The sequence below is a fragment of the Falsigemmobacter intermedius genome, assembly GCF_004054105.1.
Taxonomy (GTDB): domain Bacteria; phylum Pseudomonadota; class Alphaproteobacteria; order Rhodobacterales; family Rhodobacteraceae; genus Wagnerdoeblera; species Wagnerdoeblera intermedia.
Window position 1 is genome coordinate 1 of the sequence record NZ_SBLC01000037.1, and the last position, 22,210, is coordinate 22,210.

Consider the following 22,210-nt stretch of genomic DNA (forward strand, 5'->3'; position numbering starts at 1 on the left):
ATGACAAATTTGTTGACGGCGATCATGAGAGCAGGGTGCTGAAATAGTCGGGCCTGGACGCGGATTGCGGAACATGGTTCACCCTTTGCAGATAACATGCTGGGGTGATCATGCGGGGAAGTGACGAGACGAGCGGGTCGCTGTTCAGCTATATCGATCTTGAAGCGCGGATCCCTGCGCGCCATCCTCTGCGCAAGATCCGGCAGGTGGTGAATGCCGCACTGGCCAGCCTGGATGAGGTGTTTGCAACGCTTTATACCGACTTCGGCCGGCCTTCGATCGCACCGGAGCGACTGATCCGGGCCAGCCTGATCCAGATCCTGTTTTCTATCCGGTCCGAGCGTCAGTTGATGGAGCAGATGCAGTATAACTTGTTGTTCCGGTGGTTTGTGGGTCTTGGGATTGATGACCCGGTCTGGGTGCCGACGGTGTTCACAAAGAACCGTGACCGTCTGTTGAACACCGAGATGTCACGCAAGGTCATGGCGGCGATCCTTGCCCATCGCGAAGTGAAGCCGCTTCTGTCGGACGAGCACTTCTCGGTTGATGGCACGCTGGTCAAAGCCTGGGCGTCGATGAAGAGCTTCCGGCCAAAGACCGAAGGAACGCAGGGCGATGATGATCCCGGCGATCCGCCAAAGTCTGACACTGCCGCCAATGACCAGCCCACCACGACCGAGTCCGATCCGATGCCCCGCACCCAACCCACTCCCCGCAATGCCGAAGTCGACTTCAGGGGCGAGAAGCGCTCGAATGCAACCCACGCTTCGACAACGGATCCGGATGCGCGGCTTTACAAGAAGGCACCCGGCGCAGGTGCCGCGCTGTGTTTCATCGGCCATGGTCTTATGGAGAACCGCAGCGGCCTGATTGTTCAGGCGGACCTGACGCCTGCGACCGGTCGGGCCGAGCGGCAGGCCGCGATCGACATGATCCACCGCCATTCGCCGGGCTCGACACGGCGGCTGACGCTCGGCGCCGACAAGGGCTATGATGCGGCAGAGTTCGTTGCCGACCTGCGCCAAGCCTGTGTCACCCCGCATATCGCGCAGAAGTCGCGCTATTCCGCCATCGATGGGCGCACCACCCGTCACAACGGCTACGCCTTGTCTCTCCGGCATCGCAAACGTATCGAAGAGGCTTTCGGCTGGGCCAAAACCGTCGGGGGTGCCGCCCAAACCGCCTTTCGAGGTATCGAACGCGCACGTGCCCGCTTCATCATGACGCTTGCCGCAGGAAATCTGGCCAGACTGCCGAGGCTGCTCGCAGAATGAACCGAAAATGGCGTTACGAGCAGGCCAAACACGCCAGCAAAACCAGATGAACAAACCGGCGTCTTCGAACAGCAAAGGACAATGTCCTCAGCCCGAGACTAAATCAGCACCCTGTTAAGGACACACCGGCTTCGCGGAATTTCGCGCGGGGTCAGAGTTTATTTCTCATTTCCTCTTGTTATCGACGGGCTGAAAGCGTATCTTGTATTTGCAGTTACGTTTTTTGGGCCTGGTCTTTCGGCGCAGTTCTCGATCATCGCGCTTGCCGGGCCATCGCATTTTGCGGGTGGCGTTTAGAAAAGGAACTCCACGATGGCTATGGGCACCGTGAAATGGTTTAACGCAACCAAAGGCTTCGGCTTCGTCGCTCCGGAAGGCGGCAAGAACGACGTTTTCCTGCACATCTCGGCTCTCGAGCGCGCAGGCATCCGCAGCGTGACCGAAGGTCAGCAGATCTCGTTCGACATCGAAACCGGCCGTGACGGTCGTGAATCGGCTGGCAACGTTCGTCTCGCCTGAGACAAAGATTTATCCTGCCCTGCGGATCAGCACGTCTGATCCCGCCTGAAGGCTTCTTTCAGGACAGACCACACTAGTTGTGGTCGGGCAGGAGAGTTAAAGCCCGGAGATCCAAAGGATCTCCGGGCTTTCTTTATATGTAACGCCGTTTATTCAATGCCTGTTATCCCCGCTGTCAGTTCACAGCCGCTCAGGCCCAGGACGGGAAAGAGCGTCAATGCGGTCGAGACAAGGCCGATCCAGCCCCCCGCTTTGACGATATCTCCGCTAATGCCTTTCCCTTCAGGGCTGCGCCACAGGATCAGGGCCGCGCCGATCAGTGCGATCAGCCAGAGAGAGATCAGCGTGAAGCTTTGAAGATCTCCCAAAGGCGCGGGTCTGGCGGGCCAGCCCCAGGCACAGCCGACACCGTGAAGGGAATAGATCCCCGCGAAAGCCAGCGCCCAAAGGCCGGGCCCCAGGAGTGCCTGTACCGGCCAGCTCATAAAAATCCCTCCTGAAGGGCCACCGTTGCGATCAGAACAAGGGCGGTGACGGTGGTGTAATCCTGCCAGATGCGCCAGATCGGGGCGGCCCCTGTTCTGCCCCGGGCAATCCGCCCGTCCCGGCGCTGCAGCACGCAGAGCGCCGCCAGCAGGGCAGAGATCACGCAATGCAGCGCAATATAGCCAACTGCGGCCGCCCGCAGCGCATTGCGGGCATGGGCGCCCGGATCATCCAGGACTGTCGCCAGCGCGCCTGCCGCGGCGAGTGCGGCAAGCAAAGCGGGCAGCGCCATCAGCGCACCCGCCGCTTCTTTCATTCTGGCAAGCAGGGCGGCGAGCAGCAGGGATATGACCAGAATGGCGGCTGGAATCAGGCCACTCGCCTTGGCCAATTCAGATGGAGGGGCCGGCCAGTTCGGTGCAATGACGGACAAAAAGCCCAAGGAAAACAGGAAACAGCCGAAAAGTGAAGCATTGGCGATCAGCAGGCAGACCAGACCGCTGCGGGCGAGGCTGTCGGGCACCTCATGATGAACGGGAAGAAATAGACCGGGGGCCGCGGCGATCAGATCTTCGCTGCGCGCACTGCCCATCCAGCGCTGCCATTGCCACAATACAGCCGTCACCACCACGAGCGCAGATGCGGCAACAGCATAGAGTCCGCCCAGCATCAGAAGGACAAAACCGCCGATGACAGAGGCGCTCAGGATCGGCAGGGCGCTGTTGCCGGGCAGGATGGCCACATGGCGCGGCGCCCCGCTGAGGGCCTCAACCACCAGGACCTCACGACGCCCGCGCGGGGCCCCCGGTAAAAGGCCTTCCCCTCTCGCAATCTCAAGCGCAGACTGGCCGGGCAGGGGGAGGGAGGCGATATTGTAATCGGGCGCGGGCAGTGGCATGGCCCATTCCAGCGTCCCGGCCCCCCAGGGATTTCGGCGCGCGCGCGGCCCGAAGAGCCATTGCAGAAGAAGATCGAGCGCAAAAAGCGCAAATCCTGCCGCCATGATGAAGCTGAAGAACGAACTGGAGAGGTTCAGCCAGATCCATTCGGGATTATCCGGATAGCTGCTGATGCGCCGCGCCATTCCCATCAGCCCGGTCAGATGCATCAGAAAAAACGTGCCGTGAAAGCCGATCAGGATCATCCAGAAGGCCATAACGCCAGGCCCGCGCAGCGCAGACCTTCCGGTAAACAGCGGCATCCAATAGACGGCGGCGGCCATCATCGGAAATACAAAGCCACCAATCAGAACGTAATGCAGATGCGCCGTCACGAAGGCAGTGTCATGCGCCTGCCAGTTAAAAGGCACGATGGCCAGCATAACGCCGGTCAGTCCGCCCATGACAAAGGTTGAGAAAAAGCCCATCAGATGCAGCATCGGCAGCTTCATTTCCGGACGGCCTTTCCACAGCGTGCCGATCCAGGCGAAAATCTGAACCGCCGTTGGCACCGCCACGAGCGCTGAGGCCGCAGAAAAGAACGCCAGTGCCATATGGGGAATGCCGGTGGTGAACATGTGATGCACCCACAGGCCGAAGGACAAAAACACGAGCCCGAGGATGGCCGAGACGATCGCGCCATAACCAAGGATCTTCGTGCGCGCCATCACCGGAAGAATGGTTGAGATCGCCCCGGCTGCGGGCAGGAAGATGATATAAACCTCCGGGTGGCCAAAGAGCCAGAAAAGATGCTGCCAGAGCAGCGGATCACCGCCACGGGTGACATCAAAAAACGGCCATCCGAATGCACGTTCAAGTTCCAGCAGGATCGAGGCCAGGATCAGCGGAGGAAAGCCCACCAGCATCATCGCTGAGGTGCCAAGCATATACCAGGCAAAGAGCGGCATCTGCGTCAGCTTCATCCCCGGCGCCCGCAGTCTCAGGACAGTGACCGTAATCTCAACGGCGGCGGCGACGGCGGAAATCTCAACAAAGGTAATGCCCAGAAGCCAGACATCGGCATTGATTCCGGGGCTGTAGGTTTTTGAGCTGAGCGGCGTATACATAAACCAGCCGCCATCCGGGGCGACCCCTGCCGCCAGCGCGCTCAGCAGGATCAGCCCGCCGAAGAAATAGCACCACCAGCCAAAGGCGGAGAGACGCGGAAAGGCCAGATCGCGACTGCCAAGCAGCTTCGGCAACAGATACATGCCCAGGCCCTCCAGCAGCGGAACGGCAAACATGAACATCATCAGGCTGCCGTGCATGGTGAAGAACTGGTTATAAAGCGCGGTGTCGAGGAAAGCGCCACCGGGCGTGGCCAGCTGCGCCCGGATCAGCATGGCCAGGCATCCGGCAATGGCAAAGAAGAGAAAGGCCGCGATCATAAAGCGCAGGCCCAACTCGCTGTGATTGACCGAGATCAGCACACCGCGCAGCCCGGAGGGGCGGCCCCAGACCTCACTCAGTTCACGGTGCAGGCGCAGGGCGGATTGCGGCGGGTTGGGCTGCGGCTCGGTCATTCGGTCGTCCCTTCGTCCGGGTCTTTGTCCATGAAAGCGGGAGGCTGTCCCTCCCAGGCGACGACCTCGAAGACCATCCCGGCGAAGCCCACGCCGGAAAATTCGGCCGATCGTCCCTGATAGATTCCGGGCGCATCCGCCTGCAGACGCAAAACATTCTCCCGCCCCGGAACGGCATCCATTTTGCCCGCAAGCTGCGGGACCCAGAAGGCATGGATCACATCTTCGGATCGGATCACCACATCAACCGGCCGACCGGCGGGGATGTATAGCCGCGCCCGTGTCTCGATCAGTTCTCCGTCCGCTCCGGGCTGACGAAAGCGCCACTCCCACTGGCGGGCGATGGCCTCGACCCGCACAACATCGACGGAGGGATGGGGTTGCATCCGCTCTCCGGTGCGGATCCCGGCTCCGACCACAAGCACCAGGATGGTGAGTGTAAAGCCCAGGCCCATCCAGCGGGTCCAGAACCCTTCTGACGGGCCTTCCGCGCTACGGCTTGAGAATCCGCGCCACACCAGCCCCATGACCAGAAGCGTGATCAGGGCTGAGCCGATCAGCATGGCCCACCAAAGCTGCGCGATTTCACTGGCTGCCGGTCCCATCGGCTCAAGCGTTGAGAGCGGGCCGCGACAGCCCGCCAGCAGCGCCACCACCGGAAGTGGAACCAGCCGCGCTGCCACCCGTTTTATCAGGGCGGCGGAACGCGCCTGATGCCCTGAGGAGAGCAACCTGTCATGCCCCAGCCCAAAAGGTTCCGTCGCCGTCTGCGCGATCCGATCCACGAACACCGCAGCTTTCATCGCACTGAATCCAAAATCGCGGTGGCCGGTCACCCGATCCATGCCATGTTGGTAACCTTTCCCATCGCGCTTTGTGTCTGCACTCTCGGGGCAGACGCGCTTTACTGGTGGGCAGGGGATCTGTTCTGGCCGCGCGTGGCGCTCTGGGCAGCGGGAGTGGGCTTTTTCATGGGCCTGCTGGCCGGTGCAGCGGGCACAGCAGAGCTGCTGTTGGTCCCGGGCATTCGCATCCGGGCCGCAAGCTGGACGCATTTCATTCTGGCAGTGATGCTGCTTTCGGTTCTCGGCCTCAACTGGGGTCTGCGGTTGCAGGATCCGGTCGCCGCCGTTTTGCCCTTCGGCTTCCTTGCCTCGCTGCTGGCGACCGGGATGACGGGCATGACCGGCTGGCACGGTGGCAAGCTGGTCTTTGACTACGGGCTGGGCACCCAGGCGGAAGGCCCCGATCACGGCGCAGCTCCCGCATCGGAGATGCGCGGCGATAAAAACTGATCCGGGATCAGATCAAGAAGGGCGGCTGCGTCTGGTTTCACCAGAACCAGCCCCAGGACCAAGGCCATCAGGGGTAAAACGACAGTCAGCCCCAGAAGCGGTCCTGCACGCCAGTGCCCCCGCTTTTCCTCGCCTGAGCGCTGGATCATATGGCCGAACCACGCATGGACCAGGACCATCGCGGCCACAAAGCCCAGTTTGATGAGCAACCATGGCGCAAAGACCCCGGCTGAGAAAATAAGCCCCGTGCCTGCGGCCACCGTGATCAGCGCGGCAGGTGTGGCAAATCCGATATAGCCAATATGGGTCAGCAGCCTGAACCGCTCAAACTCTCTTTGCCCGATTGCACCACTATAGCCCCGCAAAAGAAGCGGCAAAGCGATCAGCGCCGCGCACCATGAGGCGAGCCCCGCGATATGCAGAAACTTCAGCGCAGCGATCATGCTGCAAGCCCCCGCGCCCATGTCCGCCGCGCCAGCAGAGCCGCAAGGATCCCCGTGGGCAGCAGGCCTGGCACCCACATCAAAAGCCCGGCGGCCCGCTGATCAGACAGGGGATCGACACCAAAGGCCAGCGTCGCGGTAAGATGCTCACTGTAAAGCGGCTGGGTTGAGAAGGTGAGAACCGCGCCGATCAGCCCCATGACCCCGGCGAGCGCGCCGATCATTGCGGCGATTGCAAACCCTTCTTCGTTGCGGTCGGCTGCCAGTGCCGCCGACCAGAACCCCCAGGCCGGAAGCAGCAAAAGGCCCTGCATCAGCCAATAGACCACCGCGCTGTTCCAGGCGGCCGAATAGACAACCGGCAGATGCCAGGCGATCAGCGCCAGTAGGCTGACAGCAAATGCGGGCGCGGCGCCACCCCCCCTGAGCGGCAAAGCGATGGCGAGGCAGGGGGCGATGACGCCAAGGATCACAATGTGATGCAGCGCCCGGGCGGCAAAGAACGCTGAACTCAGCGCACAGAGCGGTGAGACAAAGGCCAGAACCATCATGCCCCAGGCCAGCAGGAACACCCCGCGCCGATTTGAATACGTGAGCCCCGCTATCAGCCCAGCCGCAAGCGCCATCAGCAGCGCGGGGTCAGTGTTCCAGCTGCTCAAGACCGCCTCAGGCCCTGGCGCCGGGCCGCAATAGGGGACGGACTGTGCCTGCGCTTCTCCTGACATAGACACTGCCTCCTGCTGCTGCCTGTGGTTGTCCTATGGGAGAACGGGTGAAACGGCTTAAGGTTTCCTTCCTCAGGCCGCTCCATCACGATCGCGCGGGACCGGATGGCGGATTGCTTCCTCGGTTGGTTGGTTTTTCCCGCCGAATCCGGCGGTAAAACCTGAAAAAGTGGCTGCAGGCGCACTGACGAACCCTATGGCCCGAGCGATCCGGGCCATGCTGAAACTGATGCGGTCTGGCGAGGGCAAAGCGAAATGGTGGCAGAGTAAGGGCTGCCGCAGGGATCAGGAAACCCCGGTCGAACCCGGCGGCTGAAAGCGCATACCATCGATTGAGAGCATCCTGCCGGACATGTGCGGGCGCCCAATTGCTTTGGCAGCAATAGTTTACTTGAGATCCAGCGCCGCGCCGAGCCGCTTTGCGGTCATCTGCAGGATATCGACGATGCGGTCCGTCTGGCTGCGGGCCATGCGCTCGGTGCTCGAGACCAGCGCAAGATAAAGACCCGGTGTGCTTTTGCGACCCGGCACAGTGGCCGCAATGCCCCGCAGTCCCGCCAGCGGCAGGTCTGAGATATCGGCATAGCCTGCCGCCCGCGCAGCCGCGACACGACGGCGGATCTCGGCCTCATTGATCGATCCCGCCTCAAGGTTGACAGAGGTCAGCACCTCATCGATTTCGGCGTCGCGCATCTCTGCCAGCAGCGCCACACCGCCCACACCGACGCCCAGCGGCAGACGCTCTCCCACCGGGGTCATGATGTCGGAAATATCCACATCGCCGTCAGCCATGCTGATGCTGACGCTTTCATTGCGCGCCCGCGCCCCCAGCACCGCCGTCATGCCGGTATCGGCCGCAAGGGCCATCAGATGCGGCTGGGCAAAGGTCACCAGCTCACTGTGAAACCCGGACGCCAGCCCCAGTTCAAAGGCCAGCGGCCCCAGGCGATAGCGCTTTTCCGCAGGGTCCTGGACGACGAACCCCTCATGGATCAGCGCCATGAGGATGCGCCGCACCGTAGGTTCTGTGAGCCCGGTGGACTGCGCAATATCACGCAGTCGCCGCCCTCCCGGCGTGCCGCGGGGAATGGCGCGCAGGATATCGGCCGCGCGGGAAATCAGCTGAGCGCCCTGGGGCGGTTCTGACACAGCCATCACGGCCTCCGGAATAAAAATCAGTCGCGGAGCCGCGCCCTTCAGCGAGCCGCCGCACAGGGCGCTCAGAGGCCCAGACTTTGCAAAATCGCCGCCCGCTTGTCCAGCCACCAGCCATGCGGCGCGGGCCATTCCGAGAAGTCCGCTGCCCCGCCACAAAGCTTTTCGCGCGCCATCAGCGGCCAGTTGGGATTGACCAGCGCCTCGCGCCCGATTGCCACCAGATCGGCACGCCCCTCTGCGATGATGGCCTCCGCCTGTTCCGGGGTCAGGATCAGCCCCACCGCCATGCTGGCAAGCCCGGCCTCTTTGCGCACAGCTTCGGCATAGGGTACCTGAAAACCCGGGCCGCGTGGCAGCCGCCCGTTGGTCGCACTGCCCGCGATACCGCCCGAGGAGCAGTCCACCACATCAACGCCGCAGTCCTTCAGCGCCCGTGCCAGCGTCACACTATCCGCGCCGGTCCAGCCGCCCTCTGCGTAATCATCCGCCGAAATCCGCACGAAAAGCGGCTTATCCGCGGGCCAGGCCTCGCGCAGATCGCGCGCAATCTCGAGCACCAGGCGCATGCGCCCGGCCAGATCGCCGCCCCAGGCATCGCTGCGGGTATTGGTCAGCGGCGACAGGAACCGGTGCAGCAGATAGCCATGGGCTGCATGCAGCTCCAGTACATCAAAACCCGCCGCCAGCGCCCGCCCGGCGGCGGCGATATAGGCCGCACGCAGCGCCGCGATATCTGCCTCTGTCATGGCTTTGGGCGTGGCAAATCCCGGGCCCGCCGGATCGGCCGTCGGGCCGATCATCGGCCATGGCGCTTCGCCGCGAGCCTCAAGATCACCCTCGGTCAAAGGCCCCATGCCGTGCCAGGGCCGCTGCGCAGAGCCTTTGGGCCCGGCATGACCAAGCTGCAAAGCTACGGCCGCGCCCTGGGCCTGCACGAAATCCACAATCCGCTTCAGACCCGGCACCTGGTCATCCGACCAGATGCCCAGATCGCCCATGGTGGCCCGGCCCTCTTCGCTCACCATGGTGGCTTCAACAAAGACCAGCCCCGCACCGCCCACGGCAAGGCGGCCGTATTGAACGAGATGCCAGTCACCGGCGAGACCATCCCGCGCCATATACTGGCACATGGGTGAGATCACGAGGCGGTTCTTCAGCGTAAGCCCGCGCAGGGTCAGCGGCGAGAAAAGGGCAGACATCAGCATTCCTTCCGGTCAGTCCCGGCCCCGCCCCGGGGCCGGAAGTCAGGCTCAGCCCTGCAGGCTGCCAAGGGTGGGGTTATAGCCGACGGGGGTGTAAACCGAGATCCCGTCACGGCTGAAGGGATCGGCGGCGAGGATGGCTTCGGCCTCTGCCTGATCGGCGGCGCGCATCACCAGAAGCCCGCCCCCGCCCGCGGCCAGACGTCCGGCGGAATAAACCACGCCTTCCGCGATCAGCCCGTTCAGCCAGTCGCGGTGCTCTGTCAGAACCTCCGGGGTGATCTCTTTTTGATATTTACTGGTGCAGACAAAGAGCATGTCAGTCTCCGGTGAGATGAAAGTTTAGATGGCGCTGCGGCCGCCGTCACAGGCGATGATCTGCCCCGTCACAAAGGCAGAAAGATCCGAGCCGAGATAAAGTGCAAGGCCGGCAATATCTTCGGGCTGGCCGATCCGCTTCAGGGGGGTCTGCTCCAGCCGTTCAACCACGCCGCTGTTTTTCAGCGCCGGAGCCAGCATGGGCGTATCAATCGCGCCGGGGCAGATGGCATTGACGCGGATCTTCTGCGCGCCAAGCGTATTGGCCAGCGCCCGGGTCAGCGCCACCAGCGCGCCTTTTGAGGCGGTATAGGCGTCAATATTCGGCTGCCCCACAATCCCGGCGATCGAGGCGTTGAAGATGATCGACCCGCCGGTGCCGCGCGCGGCCATGGCGCGGCCCAGTTCGCGGGTCATCAGGAACGCGCCTGTCAGATTGATCCGCAGGATGTTGTTCCAGTTCTCCAGCGTGGTGTCGAAAATCGACACCATCGGATAGCGCCCGGTCTCTGAATACCCGATGCCCGCATTGTTAAAGAGCACATCCGGCACGCCCTCATGGGCCAGGATGTCGGCGCAGGCCGACACCACCTGCTCTTCAACGCCGAGATCGCAGTGCAGGAAGCGCACGGGCCCGAGTTCGGACAACTCACGCAGCGCCGCGGCCCCGGTTTCGGCGTTCCAGTCCAGGATGACCACCCTGGCCCCCTCGCGCAGGAAGGCCCGCGCCGAGGCCAGCCCCTGTCCGCTGGCGCCACCGGTGATCACGGCGATTTTCTGATCTAACAGCATGATGTCTCCATGAAAAAGCGCTTAGCCCCCGCGCTCAGCGGGAGGCCGGATCGTTCCGGCTGAGCCAGGTGGTAATGATGCGGTGCACATCCTGCGGATAATCGAGCACCATGCTGTGCCCGCCCTTGCCCATAACCTCCAGATCGGCACCCGGAATGGCCCGGGCGATCTGACTGGCCTGGGCCACCGGCGTCAGCACATCATCGGCTCCGACCAGCACCAGCGCGGGGGTGGAGACCTGCCCCAGATGCGGCAGGCTGTCATAGACGCGCAGACCCGCCGCCTGGGCTTCAAAGCCGTTGTTGGTGGTGGGCCAGGGATTGGCCAGCACATGCTGCACCCATTCGGCGGTGCGCTCATGATCGGCCAGCACCAGCGATGAGATCGCCCAGGGCATCGACAGCGCCACCTTCGCCTCCGGCGGTGCCTCCGAGCGGCGCAGCGCAATCAGCCCGTCGAGCCAGTAATGCTGCACCTTCGTGTAATTCGGCAGCGCATTGAGCAGCACCCCCGCCCGCAGCAGATCGCCATGGCGGATCAGCAGCGACTGCAGGATCGAGCCGCCCATCGACCAGCCCACCACCGCCACCGGACCGATCCCGAGATGACGGATCAGGGCTGCGGTATCATCCGCCATCTGGTCGATGCTATAGGGCCCCGGCGGCACCGCCGAGCGCCCGGTGCCACGGTTGTCAAACACCAGCACCCGGTAGTCTTTGCGAAAGGCCGCCACCACCGTGTTCCAGGCCAGCGCATTCTGCCCAAGGCCCGAGATCAGGACCAGGGTCGGGCCGGTGCCGCCGATCTCATAGTAAAGTTCCGTTCCGTTGACCTTCGCCGTTCCGCTCTCAATCTCCATGGCGCCCTCAGTCCAGAAAGCGCTGCAGAGCGGCAAGGAAAGCCCCTTCGGCTTCCACCATCGGCAGATGCCCGGCACCGGGGATTTTCTCGACCCGCGCGCCGGAAATCTTTTCTGCCCAGAGATCCGCATAGCCTTCGGGCACCAGGCCATCAGCAGTGCCGTGCAGCACCAGAACCGGCTGGCGGAGATATTTCAGACGCCGCGCCAGCCCGCGATCAGCCAGCGGCCACATATAGCGCGAGGCCGCGCCCAGATTGGCGCTGCGGTAGTAGACATAGTTCTGTTCCGGCCCGTCAAAGCTGTTGGTCTCAAGCGCGGCCTGTGCCGGATCGGCCCATTTCGCGCCGTTGAACTCCGACTGCGGCATGACGAAGACATCGGGCTGGGGCAGATCATCCGACCAGAGGCCATAGGCATTGACCAGCACCAGGCGTTCGACCAGATCGGGGCAGGCAATGGCAATCTCAGCCGCAAACATGCCGCCAAGGCTGTGACCGACCAGATCCACCCGCCCATGTTCTGCCACCAGCGGGGTCAGAAGGGCGCGGTAATGCAGCACCAGATCCTGCATATCGACGAGATCCGCCGGATGAGCCGAGCCGCCGAAACCCGGCGCTTCGGGGGCATAGACGGGGCGGCTTTGCGCCAGTTTCTCAAGCCAGGGGGCGGCACCGGGGTGCTGCTCAAACCCATGAAGGAACACCACGGCGCGCGCCCCCGCACTGCCGCCGGTCCAGGCGCGCAGCGGGGTCGAAAGAACGTCTGACTGTACCATCCGCATCATGCCACCTCCGAGAGTTTGCGCGCGTTTTGAACCGCCTGGGGCGTCCAGCGGTCCTCATAATCCGACCACAGATTGCGCAGATGCGGCATGACTTTGGTCGCCATGAGATGCGTGTTCATCGCTGCCGTTTCTTCGTCCAGATTGCCCATATGCAGACAGGCGATCAGCTGGCCGACGCGCAGCTCTTTCACCATATCCTCAATGCGCTGGCGCACGCGCTCGGGCGAGCCGGCGATGATGAAGCCGTGTTTGTCGTAATCCCAGAAATCCATCTCGCCGGCATTGGCGCGGGCTTTCTCTTCGGGGGGCAGCTTTTCATTGGTCTGCGCGGCATATTTCGCCATGGCGCGGACCGATTTTTCGGTGCGGAAGCCGGGGCCGCTTTCAAAGCCGGGATGAACTGAGCGGTTGCGGTAGAAGTATTTGACGGCCTCAGAGTATTTCGCCTCTGCCTCTTCATCGGTTTCGGCGCAGCAGATCAGCTGCGTGAAGGCCAGCTGGAAGGGGTTGGTTTCATAGCCCGACTTCGCGGCATGCTCCCACCAGGCATCGACCAGCGGCTTGGCCGAATGCAGCCCCGAGAAGGACAGCTGCCCGTAGCAATAGTCGTTTTGCAGCGCCAGATCCCAGGTCTCAACCGAGCCCGAGCCCGGCACCCAGACGGGCGGTTTTTTCTGCACCGGCTTCGGCCAGAGGTTCACATAGCGCAGCTTGGTATATTTGCCGTTAAAGGCAAAAGGTTCTTCCGCAGCCCAGGCTTTTTCGATCAGACCCCGCGCTTCATGGAAACGCTCACGCAGCTCGGTCGGCGGGATGCCATAGCAGTAAAGCGTGTCCATCGGCGTGCCAAAGACAAAGCCCGAAATCACCCGGCCGTTCGACAGACAGTCCAGCCAAGCCACTTCCTCAGCCACCCGGATCGGCGGATTATAGAGCGCAAGGCTGTCGCCGATGATCAGGATGGCCGCGCGCTCCGTGGTATTTGCCAGTGCCGCCGCCAGCAGGTTCGGCGAGGGGGTCAGCGCAAAAGGCGTCTGGTGATGTTCATTCATCGCCAGGCCGTCAAAGCCCTCACGGTCCGCCTGCTGCATCAGACGAATGAACATCTGCGACATGTCGCGCACGACCTCGGGCTTACAATGGCGGGTCGAGGTGGTCACCCAGCTCGATTCCCCGCTTGCCCGGAAATCCTTTGGCAGATCGGGATAGCTGGCTTCGGCGAACCAGTGAAGTTTCATGAGAGCCTCCTCCTGGGTTGCGGTGCGGGTTGACCCTCCTCGATCCGCCCACGGCAACTCCATATTGTGGATATTTCTAGATGCTACGCCGTATCGCCTCTCAGTCAAGAGGGATAATAACCCTGCATAAACGTTAATCTAAAAGGATTTATGGGCGGAATTGGAAAACGGCGCCGGAAGCACCGCTTTCGGTAGCTTCATAATGTGGCGATCAGCCGAAAGTCTTTGGGAGCCAGGTGACGATCTCGGGCCAGAAGATCAGCGCCGCCACCAGCAGAAGATCCGCCACGATGAACCAGGTCACCCCGCGGAAAATCTGCCCCAGGGAGATGTCTTTCTCGACCACGCCTTTGATGACAAAGACGTTCATCCCGATCGGGGGCGTCAGCATGCCGATCTCCAGAAGTTTGGTCAGAAAGACCCCGAACCACAGCACCTCATAGCCCGATTTGGTGATCAGCGGCAGCACCACCGGCAGGGTCAGCATCATGCAGCCCACAGGCTCAAGGAACATGCCCAGCAGCAGATAGATCAGCGTGATCCCGAGGATGATCATCAAAGGCTCAGCCCCGAAGGCAAGGATCGCTGAGGTCAGCGCCTGGCCCGAGCCCGAGAGCGCCAGAAACCGCGTGAGCAGGCTCGCACCAATGGTAATCAGCATGAGCGCGGTCGTGGTTGTGACCGTCTCAAAGGCCGATTTGCGCAGGGCATCAATCGAGAACCGTCCGCTGAGGGCCGCCACGGCCATCGACAAAAGCGCCCCGATGGCCCCGGCCTCGGTCGGGGTAAAGACCCCGGCAAAAAGCCCGCCAAAGACGCCGCAGAGAATGGCCAGCACCGGTAGCGTCGAAAGCAGCGCCCGCAGCTTTTCCGCCATGCTGTAAGATTCAGACACCGGCGGCGCGAGCGAGGGGTTGATCTTCACGCGGATGATGATCAGCGCCGCATAGATGAACAGCGTGATCAGACCCACCACCAGACCGCCCATGAAGAGCTTTCCGACCGGAGCCTGGGCAATCACGGCAAACAAGATCATGATCAGCGAGGGCGGGATCAGCGCTCCGATGGTGCCCCCCGCCGCAACCGAGCCGGTGGCGAGCCCCTTGTCATAGCCATAGCGCGTCATCTCCGGGACGGCGATTTTCCCCATCGCCGCCGAACAGGCCACGGAAGAGCCGGTCACCGAAGCAAAGCCGCCGCAGCCAAAGACCGAAGCCACGGCAAGCCCGCCCGGCAGGCCCGACATCCAGACCCGGGCGGCATGGAATAACCCCTCTGTCAGCCGCGCGTGATAGCAGAAAAAGCCCATGAAGAGGAAGGCCGGCACCGAACTCAGCACCCAGTTGGAGGCGAAGTGATAGGGCACCACTCCGATTGCCCCCCAGGCGATCCGCCAGCCCAGAAGTGCCCAGATCCCGCAGAAGGACACCGCAATCAGCGCAAATCCGATCGGCACGCGGATCAGGATCATCCCGAAGAGAAGAGCAACGAAGGTGATCCCGATTTCAACCTCTGACATCACTACCCTCCCCGGCAGGCAGGCCCGCAGGCTCGCCAAAAGGCGTTCCGGTCAGCAGGCAGAAGAATTTGCAAAGGCTCGTCAAGGCCGCCACGGCAAAGCCGACCGGCAGCGCGAAATAGCTCGGCCAGCTGACAAGACTGCCCGCCCCCGCGATCAGAACCGTCGAGCCGCGCTGATACTGCGACCAGGCCTCCTGCCAGCTGCGCAGGCAAAGCAGCCCGCAGATTAACACGATCAGCAGCGTGGCCAGAATAATCAGCACATGCACCACGCGCTTCGGCATCAGCTCGGTCAGAACTTCGACGATGATATGGGTGTCATACCGCTCTGCCAGCGCCAGCGGCAGGAAGGTCAGACCCACCATATAGAAGATGGAAACGAACTCGATCGTCCCGACGAGGGGCGTTTTAAAGAAGGTGCGCATCACCACATCCATACCGACATGCAGAATGAGAAGCACCACAAGCAATGCAGAGAACCAGCCGAGAATATCGGTCAGCCGCCGCATGAATTGATTAATTCGGGTCATTGATCCTTACCGCAGAGCAGGGTTGGAAGGACCGGCGGCTGCGGATATGAGCCGCCGCCGGTCCTGAGCACTCCCCGGTGCCGGGGCGCGGGCTGCCTCTCAGGCGGCCGGATCACATGCCGTAGGTTTTCGGATCAACTTTTGAGAAGATACGCTCCCAGAAGAGCGCGCGCAGCGCGTCACGATCTTCAATCCCCTCCACCAGGTCGAGCCAGGCGGTATAGGTTTTCTGGAAGTTTTCCGCCATTTCCGGCGCATTGGCGATGTTATAGCGGCTCTGATAATCAGCGATGGTTTTCGGCAGATCGGCTTCTGCGAAGGCGCGCATTTTGGCGATGACGTCTTCCTCTGCGTTCAGCAGCGTCACATTGTGCTTTTCCGCGACCTCGACGTTGGATTTCGCATCGGCGTGATACCCCCAGGTGATATCGGCCGAAATCTGGCTTGCCCCCCAGAGCAGCGCCGCGCGCCCCTCATCGGTCTGGCGCCGCCAGGTGTCTAGATTGATATTGGCAATCGCCACGCTTGAGGACAGACCGCCCGGCATATCCAGCGTTACCGCCTTCACGACCTCTGCAAGGCTCATATTGGTCAGTTCCGGAAGCGAGAGCTGGGTGCAGTCGACCACGCCCTGGCTCAGCGCCTCATAGGATTCGCTGGCCGGGAAAGACACCGGGGTCGCGCCCAGATCGGTCAGCATGCGGCTGATGACGGCATGGCTGGTGCGGATCTTTTTGCCCTGCAGATCGGCCATGCTCTTCACCGGTTTGGTGCAGAGCGCCATATTGATCGAACTTGTCGCGCCGCCGCCATAAACTTGGTTCTGCGCGATAAATTCGTTCAGACATTCCGGGCAGTTCATGGTGGTTTCAATCACCGCTCCCGCATAGGCCACGCTTTCTTTGCCGCGTGCCGCCTGATTGTTCACGATCAGCTGCAGATCCTGAAACAGGTTATAGCGCGGAAAATCTCCCGGCTGCAGGCCGGTCAGCACATAGGCCACATCGGCAAGCCCGTCGCGCACGCCCGGCCCTGCTTCGGCCAGGCTCACCAGCGAGAGCGGGAAGTTGCGGATCTCGACCGCGCCCTGAGAGCGGTCTTTCACCGCCTCAGAATAGGCCTCTGCCGCAACGCCCACGGTCGAGGCAGCGGGATAGCCGAAGCCGTAATTCAAAGTATCCGCCGAAGCGGCCAGACCGGAGCCCAGGAGGGCCGCGCCCGCCAGAAGACCCGTCAGTGCAATTCGTGTCATGTTATCCTCCCCGTTGGCTGCCACGATCAGGGACAGGGCGCTGAGGCCAGACCACGGTCCCCCGCCCCTCCCCCTCCTCAAGGTTCGGGCTTCACATCGTGGATGTTGATATGAACCTGCCGAAAGATGCACCTGTCAAGAAAGTTCTGCACCGCCCTGCAAAAGGCGCGTAAATCAGCGGTAAATAAAAGGTCTTGAGGCCATGGGTCGGTTGCCAGACGATCCGGGGGCCGACAGAATTCTGACACCCCCAAGGTGGGTCAGTATCCATGAGGTGAAAGCCGCCCAGTGGCTGCATCTGTCCGCTATGCGGGTAGGGGCGAAGATCCCGGCTCCGCCCGCATTTCCGGACATCGGCGCGAAAAACAGCCATATTATGGAGACTTTTCCGCGGGTGGATTGTCAGAATGCGTCAGGCTTTCTAAGTTTCCTCTGCCCCTTAGCCGGGGTGCTTCTGAAACAGCGGCAGGGTCTTCGCAATGACAGAACATGACGGACCCCAGGGCACACAGCTGATCGCCCGGGTCGCGGCGGTGATGCGCGCGCTGCCCCATGGTCCGGGCGGCGGGCGGCGGCTGCGGGATGTGGCACAGGCTACCGGGCTGACCGAGCCCACGGCCAGGCGCATCCTCGCCGCCCTCGTCCAGGAGCGTTTCGTTGCGCGGGATGAGGCCTCGCGGCGTTACCGCATAGGGCCGGTGGCGGTAGAACTTGGCATTGGCGCAGGCGCGCATGAGCAGATAGACCTGCTCTGCCGCCCGATCCTCGAACGCACTGCCGCCATCACCGGAGACACTACAAATCTGGTGAAAAGATCCGGAAATGAAGCCATTTGCGTCATTCAGTGCTATGGCGGCTATCCGGTGCACGTCCGGCTTGAACAGTATCAAAGCCGCTTCCCGCTGGGCATCAGCACGGCGGGAACCGTCTTTCTGGGCACACTTCCCCAAGATGAAATCGACGAGATCCTCGACCAGGCGCTTTACGATGCCGCCGTGCTGAGCCGCGACGACATTCGCGAAAGGCTGCGCAATATGGCGCGGCTGGGCTATGTCGATATTCAGGATGTCCCGATCCCCGGCATTCGCGGGCTGGGTGTGCCGGTGCCCTCCGTCCGGGGTCGCCCGGTCTTTGCCGTCACCACCGCGGCCCTCAGCCAGCGCATGCCCGACGCCCGGGTGGAAGAGGTGGTGGGCCATCTGCAGGATGCCGCAGATCTGATCTCAGAGACGCTGGCAGAGCTGTAGGCAACGCAAAATCCGCCATATTGTGACGAAAACGGATCACCACCCGCAGGGGGTGGTGATCCACGGACCCTCAGCCCCGCTCAGCGGGCGTAGGTGGCCGGATCGATCTTTGCGTAGATCTCCTGCCAGTAAAGCGCGCGCAGATCCTCGCGGCTGTTCACGCCCTCCACCAAGCCATACCATTTCTCCAGAACCGCGAGGAACGCCTCTTTATGGGCGGCGCCGTCCTGCAGGCCGTAGCTGTCAGTAAAGATCTGCACCACGCGCTCCAGATCTTCCGCCGTATATCGGCGCACTTCCGCGATCAGCGCATCGCTGGCCTGATGGATCTGAATGCCGCGCCCGCGCGCTTCTGTCAGATTTTCGGCATCCTGGGCATGATAGTTCCAGCTGATATCGGCCGACAGCACATTGGCCCCCCACCAGACCGCCGCCTTATCCGCATCACTCAGCCCGCGCCAGGTGTCGAGGTTCATATTGCCCACTGCCGCCCCGGCATAGATGCCGCCGGGGAGCCCCAGGGTAATATCGGTGACCACATCTTTCAGGCTGTAGGTGGTCAGCTCCGGGGCCGAGAGCATGGCGCAGTCCAGAACATTCTGGCTCAGCCCCTCAAAGACCTCATTGGCAGGCATCTGAATACCATTGGCGCCGAAATGATCCGAGAGCCGCGAAAAGCTCGGGCTGCCTGCGCGGATACGTTTGCCCTTCAGATCCTCCGGCGTCACCACGGGCTTGTTGCACAAAAGCGCATAGACCGAAGAGGTGGCACCGCTCAGGTAAACTTGGTTCTGGGCGGCGAAATCTGCCTGACACTGCGGACAGTTGTTGAAGGTGTAATCCATCATCGCGCCCGCATAGGCCAGGCTTTCACGCCCGGTGGCGGGGCGCAGATTGATGGACATCGAAAGCTCATGCAGGAAGCTGTAATAGGGGTAATCCGAGGGCGTATAGGGCGCGAGCACATAGCCCATATCCGCCAGGCCGTCGCGCACCCCCGGCCCCGTCTCAATCAGCGTCATCAGCGACATCGGAAAGATGCGGAAGGTCACCGCACCTGCGGATTTTTCCGCGACCGCCGCCGCAAATTCCTCCGCCGCTTCCCCCACGGCGGAAGAGGCTGCAAAGCCGTGGGAATAGCGCAGATCGCGGGCGCTGACCGGAAGGGCAGCCAGGATCAGCGCGGCGCCCAGAATGCAGGATTTCATCATCACAGAGTCTCTCCCTTATAGGCGGGGCGCGGCCCGCCGTAATTGGCCCAGACGCCCGAAGCCAGAAGTCCGCCGTCCACCGGCAGCGTGATGCCGGTAATCGCCGAAGCTGCGGGCGACAGCAGAAAGCCCACGGCCGCCGCCACTTCGCGCGGTCGGATCGCCCGCCCGATCAGCAGATCGGCCCCGAAGTCCGAGAGGTTGCGCATGCCCTGGCGGGCCTGTTCTTCGATCACCTCCGTCAGGGTATAGGCGGGGGCGACGCCGTTGACCCGCACGCCGGAGCGGCCCCATTCAGCCGCCAGGGTCTCGGTCAGCGCCACCACCGCTGCCTTGGCCGGGCCATAGGCATGCAGCGGCGTCGAGCGAAAGGCCGCGCAGGACGAAATCGTTACAATCGATCCCGAACCGCGCTGCGCCATGCGCGGCCCAAAGGCCCGCGCAGTCAGAAAGACGCCTTTGAAATCCACCTCAACGACGCGGTCAAAGACCTCAAGGCTCAGCTCATGCGGCCGGTCCCAGGGCTGCAACACGCCCGCGCAGGCGACCACATCGGTCACCGGGCCGCCCTCTCTCTCAAGCCTGTCAGCCAGCGCATCAAGGGCGGCGGCATCGCTAACATCCACCACCACCGCCTGGCCGCCGGTCATCTCAGCGGTCTGCTGCGCGGCATCAGCGTTCAGATCGGCGCAGATGACCTGAACCCCCTGTTCTGCCAGATGCTGCGCGCAGGCGCGGCCAATACCGCTGCCCGCGCCGGTTATAAAAGCTCTGCGTTCCATGATCCCTCCCCAAATCGCCACAATGTGGTTATTCTTCAGGGGTAAGGTGCGGGTCTGAAATCGTGATTATCCGCAGATATCAGATGGTTAAAATAATTTTCCGCACCCTGTCCCCTCTGCGCCCGCCTCCTGCAGGGCAGATTGGGCCATGATGTGGACGCGAAGAGGGGTCGGTCAAGCCTGCGCTACTGCGCGGTATAGCCGCCGTCGATCTGATAGCAGGCCCCGGTGATGAAGCCTGCGCGGTCGGAAAGCAGATAGACGATCAGATCCGCCACCTCTTCTGCGGCGCCAAGACGGCCCATGGGGTGGCGGGCCTCAAGGCTCCGGCGGTAGTCATCGCTGAGGCGATGCTCAATCAGCGGCGTGCGGATGAAGCCCGGGCCCACTGCATTGATGCGGATATTCTGCGTGGCATATTCCAGCGCCGCCGCCTTGGTCGCCCCGACAACGCCATGTTTGGCGCTGACATAGCCCACCGAATTGGCAAAGCCGACCGAGCCGAGGATCGAGGCCACATTCACCACCGCACCGCCCCCCGCAGCAGCGATCTTCGGCAGGGCGTGGCGCATGCCGTAAAAGACGCCCGAAAGATTGACGTCGATCACCCGCTGCCAGGCCTCGGGGTCGTGCGCCCCGGTCGGCGCCGGGGTGCCGCTGATCCCGGCGTTGTTCACAAGGCCATAAAGCCCCCCCGGTCCTGAGGACGCGAACTCAACCAGCGCCGCCACCTGATCAGCGCGGCTGACATCGGCGGCAAAGGCCCGCGCCCGCCCGCCCGAGGCGCGGATCTCTGCGGCAATCCCCTCTGCCGCCGTGTCGGTCAGATCCGAGAGCACCACCTCTGCCCCGCTGGCCGCCAGCTCCCGCGCTGTGGCCGCACCGATGCCCGATCCCGCACCGGTAATCAGGATCGTTTTGCCGTCAAAGCGTATCTCCATCGTCTCCCCCCTGGTCTTTCATGATGGCCTCAGGCCCCCGCGTCACATCGTGGCGCGACCTTGCCTGAGCGCCCCAGTCTGCGCCGCCCGGACGCCTCTGCCAACACCCGCCGCCGCATTGGGCCGCAAAAGCCAGGCGCAGTCTGTTGCGCACCGGGGGGGGGCGCAAGGATGGGCGCGGTCAGGATCCGGCAAGGGCGAAGTTTGCCAGCCTAGCCTGGGTTGCGCAGATCGCGGGCCACGGTGCGGGCGATCTGGACGAAGTTCCTGACATGGATGCTCTGGTCATCGATGCGGTGGTTAATGGACAGGCCCGTCTCCCCGATTGAGGGGCTGAAGGTGTGGAAACGAACCCCGCCGCGCTGCATCGAGGCGACAGACTGCGGCACGATCGCCACGCCTTCTCCCACCGCGACGAGGCCGATGGCGGTGTTGACGTCCATGGTGAAGATCTGCTTCCCGATGGCGATGCCGTGGGTGCGGCAGGCCTCGAGCACCGTATTGGCATAACTCGGGCGCGGAAATTCGGGATAGAGGATCAGGGTCTGGCCGGAAATTTCGCGCGGATGGACGATCGAGCGGGCCGGGAAAAGCACATCGGGTGCACAAAGGGTCAGCGGCTCGCTCAAAAGCGGTCGGCTGAGGATCTCACTGTCGCGCAGTTCGGGCCGGGCGATGGCAAGATCGATTTCGCGCCGGATCAAACCGCTCGTCAGGCGATCATTGTTCAACGGAGACAGCGTCAGCTCGATTTCCGGATAAAAGGCGCGGAAGGATTTTACGAGCGTCGGCATAATGCCGTAGACCGAGGAGCCGACATAGCCAACGCGAAGTCGTCCCTCCATGCCCTGGCCGATGCGATATACCTCGCGCTCTGTCTCTTTCACAAGGGTATCGACCTGACGCCCGCGCTCTTGCAGCCATTGCCCGGCCTGCGTGAGCGACAGGCCGTTGCGGCCACGGTGAAAGAGCAGAACCCCAAGCTCGCCCTCAAACTGTTTGATCTGCCGCGACAGGGGGGGGCTGGGCGATCCCAAGCCGCTCCGCCGCGCGCCCCATGTGCAGTTCCTCGGCCACGGCAAGGAAATAGGTCAGGTGGCGCAGGTGGCATTGCCAAGTTGTTGTGTCGTGAAGCCCCTGCTACAGGATTTCGAATGAAAATGCCATCA

At 62.6% G+C, this 22,210-nt stretch carries 23 protein-coding genes; 4 read left to right on the forward strand and 19 right to left on the reverse strand.

The window, feature by feature from the left end; translation table 11 throughout:
- Positions 1-110 precede the first annotated feature (110 nt).
- Both EP867_RS16265 and EP867_RS16270 read left to right on the forward strand, forming a co-directional pair.
- Positions 111-1,274, forward strand: a complete 1,164-nt coding sequence (locus tag EP867_RS16265; protein WP_128490525.1) for an IS5 family transposase — start codon at positions 111-113, stop codon at positions 1,272-1,274.
- 312 nt (positions 1,275-1,586) lie between these two features.
- Positions 1,587-1,793, forward strand: coding sequence for a cold-shock protein (locus EP867_RS16270; protein WP_128490526.1), 207 nt, complete (start codon positions 1,587-1,589; stop codon positions 1,791-1,793).
- A gap of 149 nt (positions 1,794-1,942) precedes the next feature.
- Here EP867_RS16270 and EP867_RS16275 read toward each other — a convergent pair whose 3' ends face one another.
- Genes EP867_RS16275 through EP867_RS16285 form a run of 3 tightly spaced genes read right to left on the reverse strand, consistent with a single transcriptional unit; the run spans position 1,943 to position 5,423 of the window.
- Positions 1,943-2,278 carry a hypothetical protein gene (locus tag EP867_RS16275; RefSeq protein ID WP_128490527.1) on the reverse strand — a complete coding sequence of 112 codons (336 nt, stop codon included), beginning with the start codon at positions 2,276-2,278 and terminating at the stop codon, positions 1,943-1,945.
- Positions 2,275-4,740: a cytochrome c oxidase subunit I gene (gene ctaD, locus EP867_RS16280; RefSeq protein WP_128490528.1), complete on the reverse strand. Its 2,466-nt coding sequence runs from the start codon at positions 4,738-4,740 to the stop codon at positions 2,275-2,277. Before ctaD ends, EP867_RS16275 begins: the two co-directional genes overlap by 4 nt.
- Positions 4,737-5,423 carry a cytochrome c oxidase subunit II gene (locus EP867_RS16285; RefSeq protein WP_241656941.1) on the reverse strand — a complete coding sequence of 229 codons (687 nt, stop codon included), beginning with the start codon at positions 5,421-5,423 and terminating at the stop codon, positions 4,737-4,739. Before EP867_RS16285 ends, ctaD begins: the two co-directional genes overlap by 4 nt.
- Before the next feature lie 54 nt (positions 5,424-5,477).
- Between EP867_RS16285 and EP867_RS16290 the strand changes: the two genes are divergently transcribed.
- The gene (locus EP867_RS16290) at positions 5,478-6,035 is read left to right on the forward strand and encodes a DUF2231 domain-containing protein (RefSeq protein ID WP_128490530.1); all 558 of its coding nucleotides are present in this window, start codon (positions 5,478-5,480) and stop codon (positions 6,033-6,035) included.
- Here EP867_RS16290 and EP867_RS16295 read toward each other — a convergent pair.
- From EP867_RS16295 to EP867_RS16350, 12 genes are all read right to left on the reverse strand, one after another.
- Complete coding sequence (locus EP867_RS16295; RefSeq protein ID WP_128490531.1) at positions 5,990-6,478, reverse strand: CopD family protein; 489 nt, start codon at positions 6,476-6,478, stop codon at positions 5,990-5,992. The two genes, EP867_RS16290 and EP867_RS16295, sit on opposite strands and share 46 nt — an antisense overlap.
- Positions 6,475-7,137, reverse strand: a complete 663-nt coding sequence (locus EP867_RS16300; protein ID WP_241656942.1) for a cytochrome c oxidase assembly protein — start codon at positions 7,135-7,137, stop codon at positions 6,475-6,477. Before EP867_RS16300 ends, EP867_RS16295 begins: the two co-directional genes overlap by 4 nt.
- Positions 7,138-7,590: 453 nt before the next feature.
- Entirely contained in the window at positions 7,591-8,358 is a 768-nt protein-coding gene (locus EP867_RS16305; protein WP_164888911.1) for an IclR family transcriptional regulator, read from the reverse strand.
- 65 nt (positions 8,359-8,423) lie between these two features.
- Complete coding sequence (locus EP867_RS16310; RefSeq protein WP_128490534.1) at positions 8,424-9,560, reverse strand: NADH:flavin oxidoreductase/NADH oxidase; 1,137 nt, start codon at positions 9,558-9,560, stop codon at positions 8,424-8,426.
- Positions 9,561-9,611: 51 nt separating this feature from the next.
- Positions 9,612-9,881 (reverse strand): YciI family protein, encoded by a 270-nt coding sequence (locus tag EP867_RS16315; RefSeq protein ID WP_128490535.1) that lies wholly within the window; start codon positions 9,879-9,881, stop codon positions 9,612-9,614.
- A gap of 24 nt (positions 9,882-9,905) precedes the next feature.
- On the reverse strand, positions 9,906-10,673 hold the full coding sequence (locus tag EP867_RS16320; protein WP_128490536.1) for an SDR family NAD(P)-dependent oxidoreductase: 768 nt from the start codon (positions 10,671-10,673) through the stop codon (positions 9,906-9,908).
- A gap of 34 nt (positions 10,674-10,707) precedes the next feature.
- On the reverse strand, positions 10,708-11,532 hold the full coding sequence (locus tag EP867_RS16325) for an alpha/beta fold hydrolase (protein ID WP_128490537.1): 825 nt from the start codon (positions 11,530-11,532) through the stop codon (positions 10,708-10,710).
- Positions 11,533-11,539: 7 nt separating this feature from the next.
- Positions 11,540-12,319 carry an alpha/beta fold hydrolase gene (locus EP867_RS16330; protein WP_206616354.1) on the reverse strand — a complete coding sequence of 260 codons (780 nt, stop codon included), beginning with the start codon at positions 12,317-12,319 and terminating at the stop codon, positions 11,540-11,542.
- Positions 12,316-13,557 carry an LLM class flavin-dependent oxidoreductase gene (locus EP867_RS16335; RefSeq protein ID WP_128490538.1) on the reverse strand — a complete coding sequence of 414 codons (1,242 nt, stop codon included), beginning with the start codon at positions 13,555-13,557 and terminating at the stop codon, positions 12,316-12,318. Before EP867_RS16335 ends, EP867_RS16330 begins: the two co-directional genes overlap by 4 nt.
- A gap of 211 nt (positions 13,558-13,768) precedes the next feature.
- Complete coding sequence (locus EP867_RS16340; protein WP_128490539.1) at positions 13,769-15,076, reverse strand: TRAP transporter large permease; 1,308 nt, start codon at positions 15,074-15,076, stop codon at positions 13,769-13,771.
- Positions 15,063-15,608 carry a TRAP transporter small permease gene (locus EP867_RS16345; RefSeq protein WP_128490540.1) on the reverse strand — a complete coding sequence of 182 codons (546 nt, stop codon included), beginning with the start codon at positions 15,606-15,608 and terminating at the stop codon, positions 15,063-15,065. Before EP867_RS16345 ends, EP867_RS16340 begins: the two co-directional genes overlap by 14 nt.
- 112 nt (positions 15,609-15,720) lie before the next feature.
- Complete coding sequence (locus EP867_RS16350) at positions 15,721-16,860, reverse strand: C4-dicarboxylate TRAP transporter substrate-binding protein (protein WP_128490541.1); 1,140 nt, start codon at positions 16,858-16,860, stop codon at positions 15,721-15,723.
- 479 nt (positions 16,861-17,339) lie between these two features.
- Here EP867_RS16350 and EP867_RS16355 point away from each other — a divergent pair, with 479 nt between their 5' ends.
- Positions 17,340-18,107, forward strand: a complete 768-nt coding sequence (locus EP867_RS16355; RefSeq protein WP_128490542.1) for an IclR family transcriptional regulator — start codon at positions 17,340-17,342, stop codon at positions 18,105-18,107.
- A gap of 80 nt (positions 18,108-18,187) precedes the next feature.
- Here the strand turns inward: EP867_RS16355 and EP867_RS16360 are convergent, their stop codons facing one another.
- The 4 genes from EP867_RS16360 to EP867_RS16375 all read right to left on the reverse strand — a co-directional run bounded on the left by EP867_RS16360 (position 18,188) and on the right by EP867_RS16375 (position 22,078).
- Positions 18,188-19,318: a C4-dicarboxylate TRAP transporter substrate-binding protein gene (locus tag EP867_RS16360; protein WP_241656944.1), complete on the reverse strand. Its 1,131-nt coding sequence runs from the start codon at positions 19,316-19,318 to the stop codon at positions 18,188-18,190.
- Positions 19,318-20,100 (reverse strand): SDR family NAD(P)-dependent oxidoreductase, encoded by a 783-nt coding sequence (locus tag EP867_RS16365; protein WP_128490544.1) that lies wholly within the window; start codon positions 20,098-20,100, stop codon positions 19,318-19,320. Before EP867_RS16365 ends, EP867_RS16360 begins: the two co-directional genes overlap by 1 nt.
- A 185-nt stretch (positions 20,101-20,285) precedes the next feature.
- A complete protein-coding gene (locus EP867_RS16370) occupies positions 20,286-21,041 on the reverse strand; it encodes an SDR family NAD(P)-dependent oxidoreductase (RefSeq protein WP_128490545.1) in 756 nt (251 codons plus the stop codon).
- A 212-nt stretch (positions 21,042-21,253) separates the two neighbouring features.
- Positions 21,254-22,078 carry a LysR family transcriptional regulator gene (locus tag EP867_RS16375; RefSeq protein ID WP_241656943.1) on the reverse strand — a complete coding sequence of 275 codons (825 nt, stop codon included), beginning with the start codon at positions 22,076-22,078 and terminating at the stop codon, positions 21,254-21,256.
- Positions 22,079-22,210: the final 132 nt, after the last annotated feature.

Bases quoted from the DNA above. Each gene is read 5' to 3' on its own strand.
- EP867_RS16265 (WP_128490525.1), top strand. From the start codon at position 111: ATGCGGGGAAGTGACGAGACGAGCGGGTCGCTGTTCAGCTATATCGAT.
- EP867_RS16270 (WP_128490526.1), top strand. From the start codon at position 1,587: ATGGCTATGGGCACCGTGAAATGGTTTAACGCAACCAAAGGCTTCGGC.
- EP867_RS16275 (WP_128490527.1), bottom strand. From the start codon at position 2,278: ATGAGCTGGCCGGTACAGGCACTCCTGGGGCCCGGCCTTTGGGCGCTG.
- ctaD (WP_128490528.1), bottom strand. From the start codon at position 4,740: ATGACCGAGCCGCAGCCCAACCCGCCGCAATCCGCCCTGCGCCTGCAC.
- EP867_RS16290 (WP_128490530.1), top strand. From the start codon at position 5,478: ATGCCCCAGCCCAAAAGGTTCCGTCGCCGTCTGCGCGATCCGATCCAC.
- EP867_RS16295 (WP_128490531.1), bottom strand. From the start codon at position 6,478: ATGATCGCTGCGCTGAAGTTTCTGCATATCGCGGGGCTCGCCTCATGG.
- EP867_RS16305 (WP_164888911.1), bottom strand. From the start codon at position 8,358: ATGGCTGTGTCAGAACCGCCCCAGGGCGCTCAGCTGATTTCCCGCGCG.
- EP867_RS16310 (WP_128490534.1), bottom strand. From the start codon at position 9,560: ATGTCTGCCCTTTTCTCGCCGCTGACCCTGCGCGGGCTTACGCTGAAG.
- EP867_RS16315 (WP_128490535.1), bottom strand. From the start codon at position 9,881: ATGCTCTTTGTCTGCACCAGTAAATATCAAAAAGAGATCACCCCGGAG.
- EP867_RS16320 (WP_128490536.1), bottom strand. From the start codon at position 10,673: ATGCTGTTAGATCAGAAAATCGCCGTGATCACCGGTGGCGCCAGCGGA.
- EP867_RS16325 (WP_128490537.1), bottom strand. From the start codon at position 11,532: ATGGAGATTGAGAGCGGAACGGCGAAGGTCAACGGAACGGAACTTTAC.
- EP867_RS16330 (WP_206616354.1), bottom strand. From the start codon at position 12,319: ATGATGCGGATGGTACAGTCAGACGTTCTTTCGACCCCGCTGCGCGCC.
- EP867_RS16335 (WP_128490538.1), bottom strand. From the start codon at position 13,557: ATGAAACTTCACTGGTTCGCCGAAGCCAGCTATCCCGATCTGCCAAAG.
- EP867_RS16340 (WP_128490539.1), bottom strand. From the start codon at position 15,076: ATGTCAGAGGTTGAAATCGGGATCACCTTCGTTGCTCTTCTCTTCGGG.
- EP867_RS16345 (WP_128490540.1), bottom strand. From the start codon at position 15,608: ATGACCCGAATTAATCAATTCATGCGGCGGCTGACCGATATTCTCGGC.
- EP867_RS16350 (WP_128490541.1), bottom strand. From the start codon at position 16,860: ATGACACGAATTGCACTGACGGGTCTTCTGGCGGGCGCGGCCCTCCTG.
- EP867_RS16355 (WP_128490542.1), top strand. From the start codon at position 17,340: ATGACAGAACATGACGGACCCCAGGGCACACAGCTGATCGCCCGGGTC.
- EP867_RS16360 (WP_241656944.1), bottom strand. From the start codon at position 19,318: ATGATGAAATCCTGCATTCTGGGCGCCGCGCTGATCCTGGCTGCCCTT.
- EP867_RS16365 (WP_128490544.1), bottom strand. From the start codon at position 20,100: ATGGAACGCAGAGCTTTTATAACCGGCGCGGGCAGCGGTATTGGCCGC.
- EP867_RS16370 (WP_128490545.1), bottom strand. From the start codon at position 21,041: ATGGAGATACGCTTTGACGGCAAAACGATCCTGATTACCGGTGCGGGA.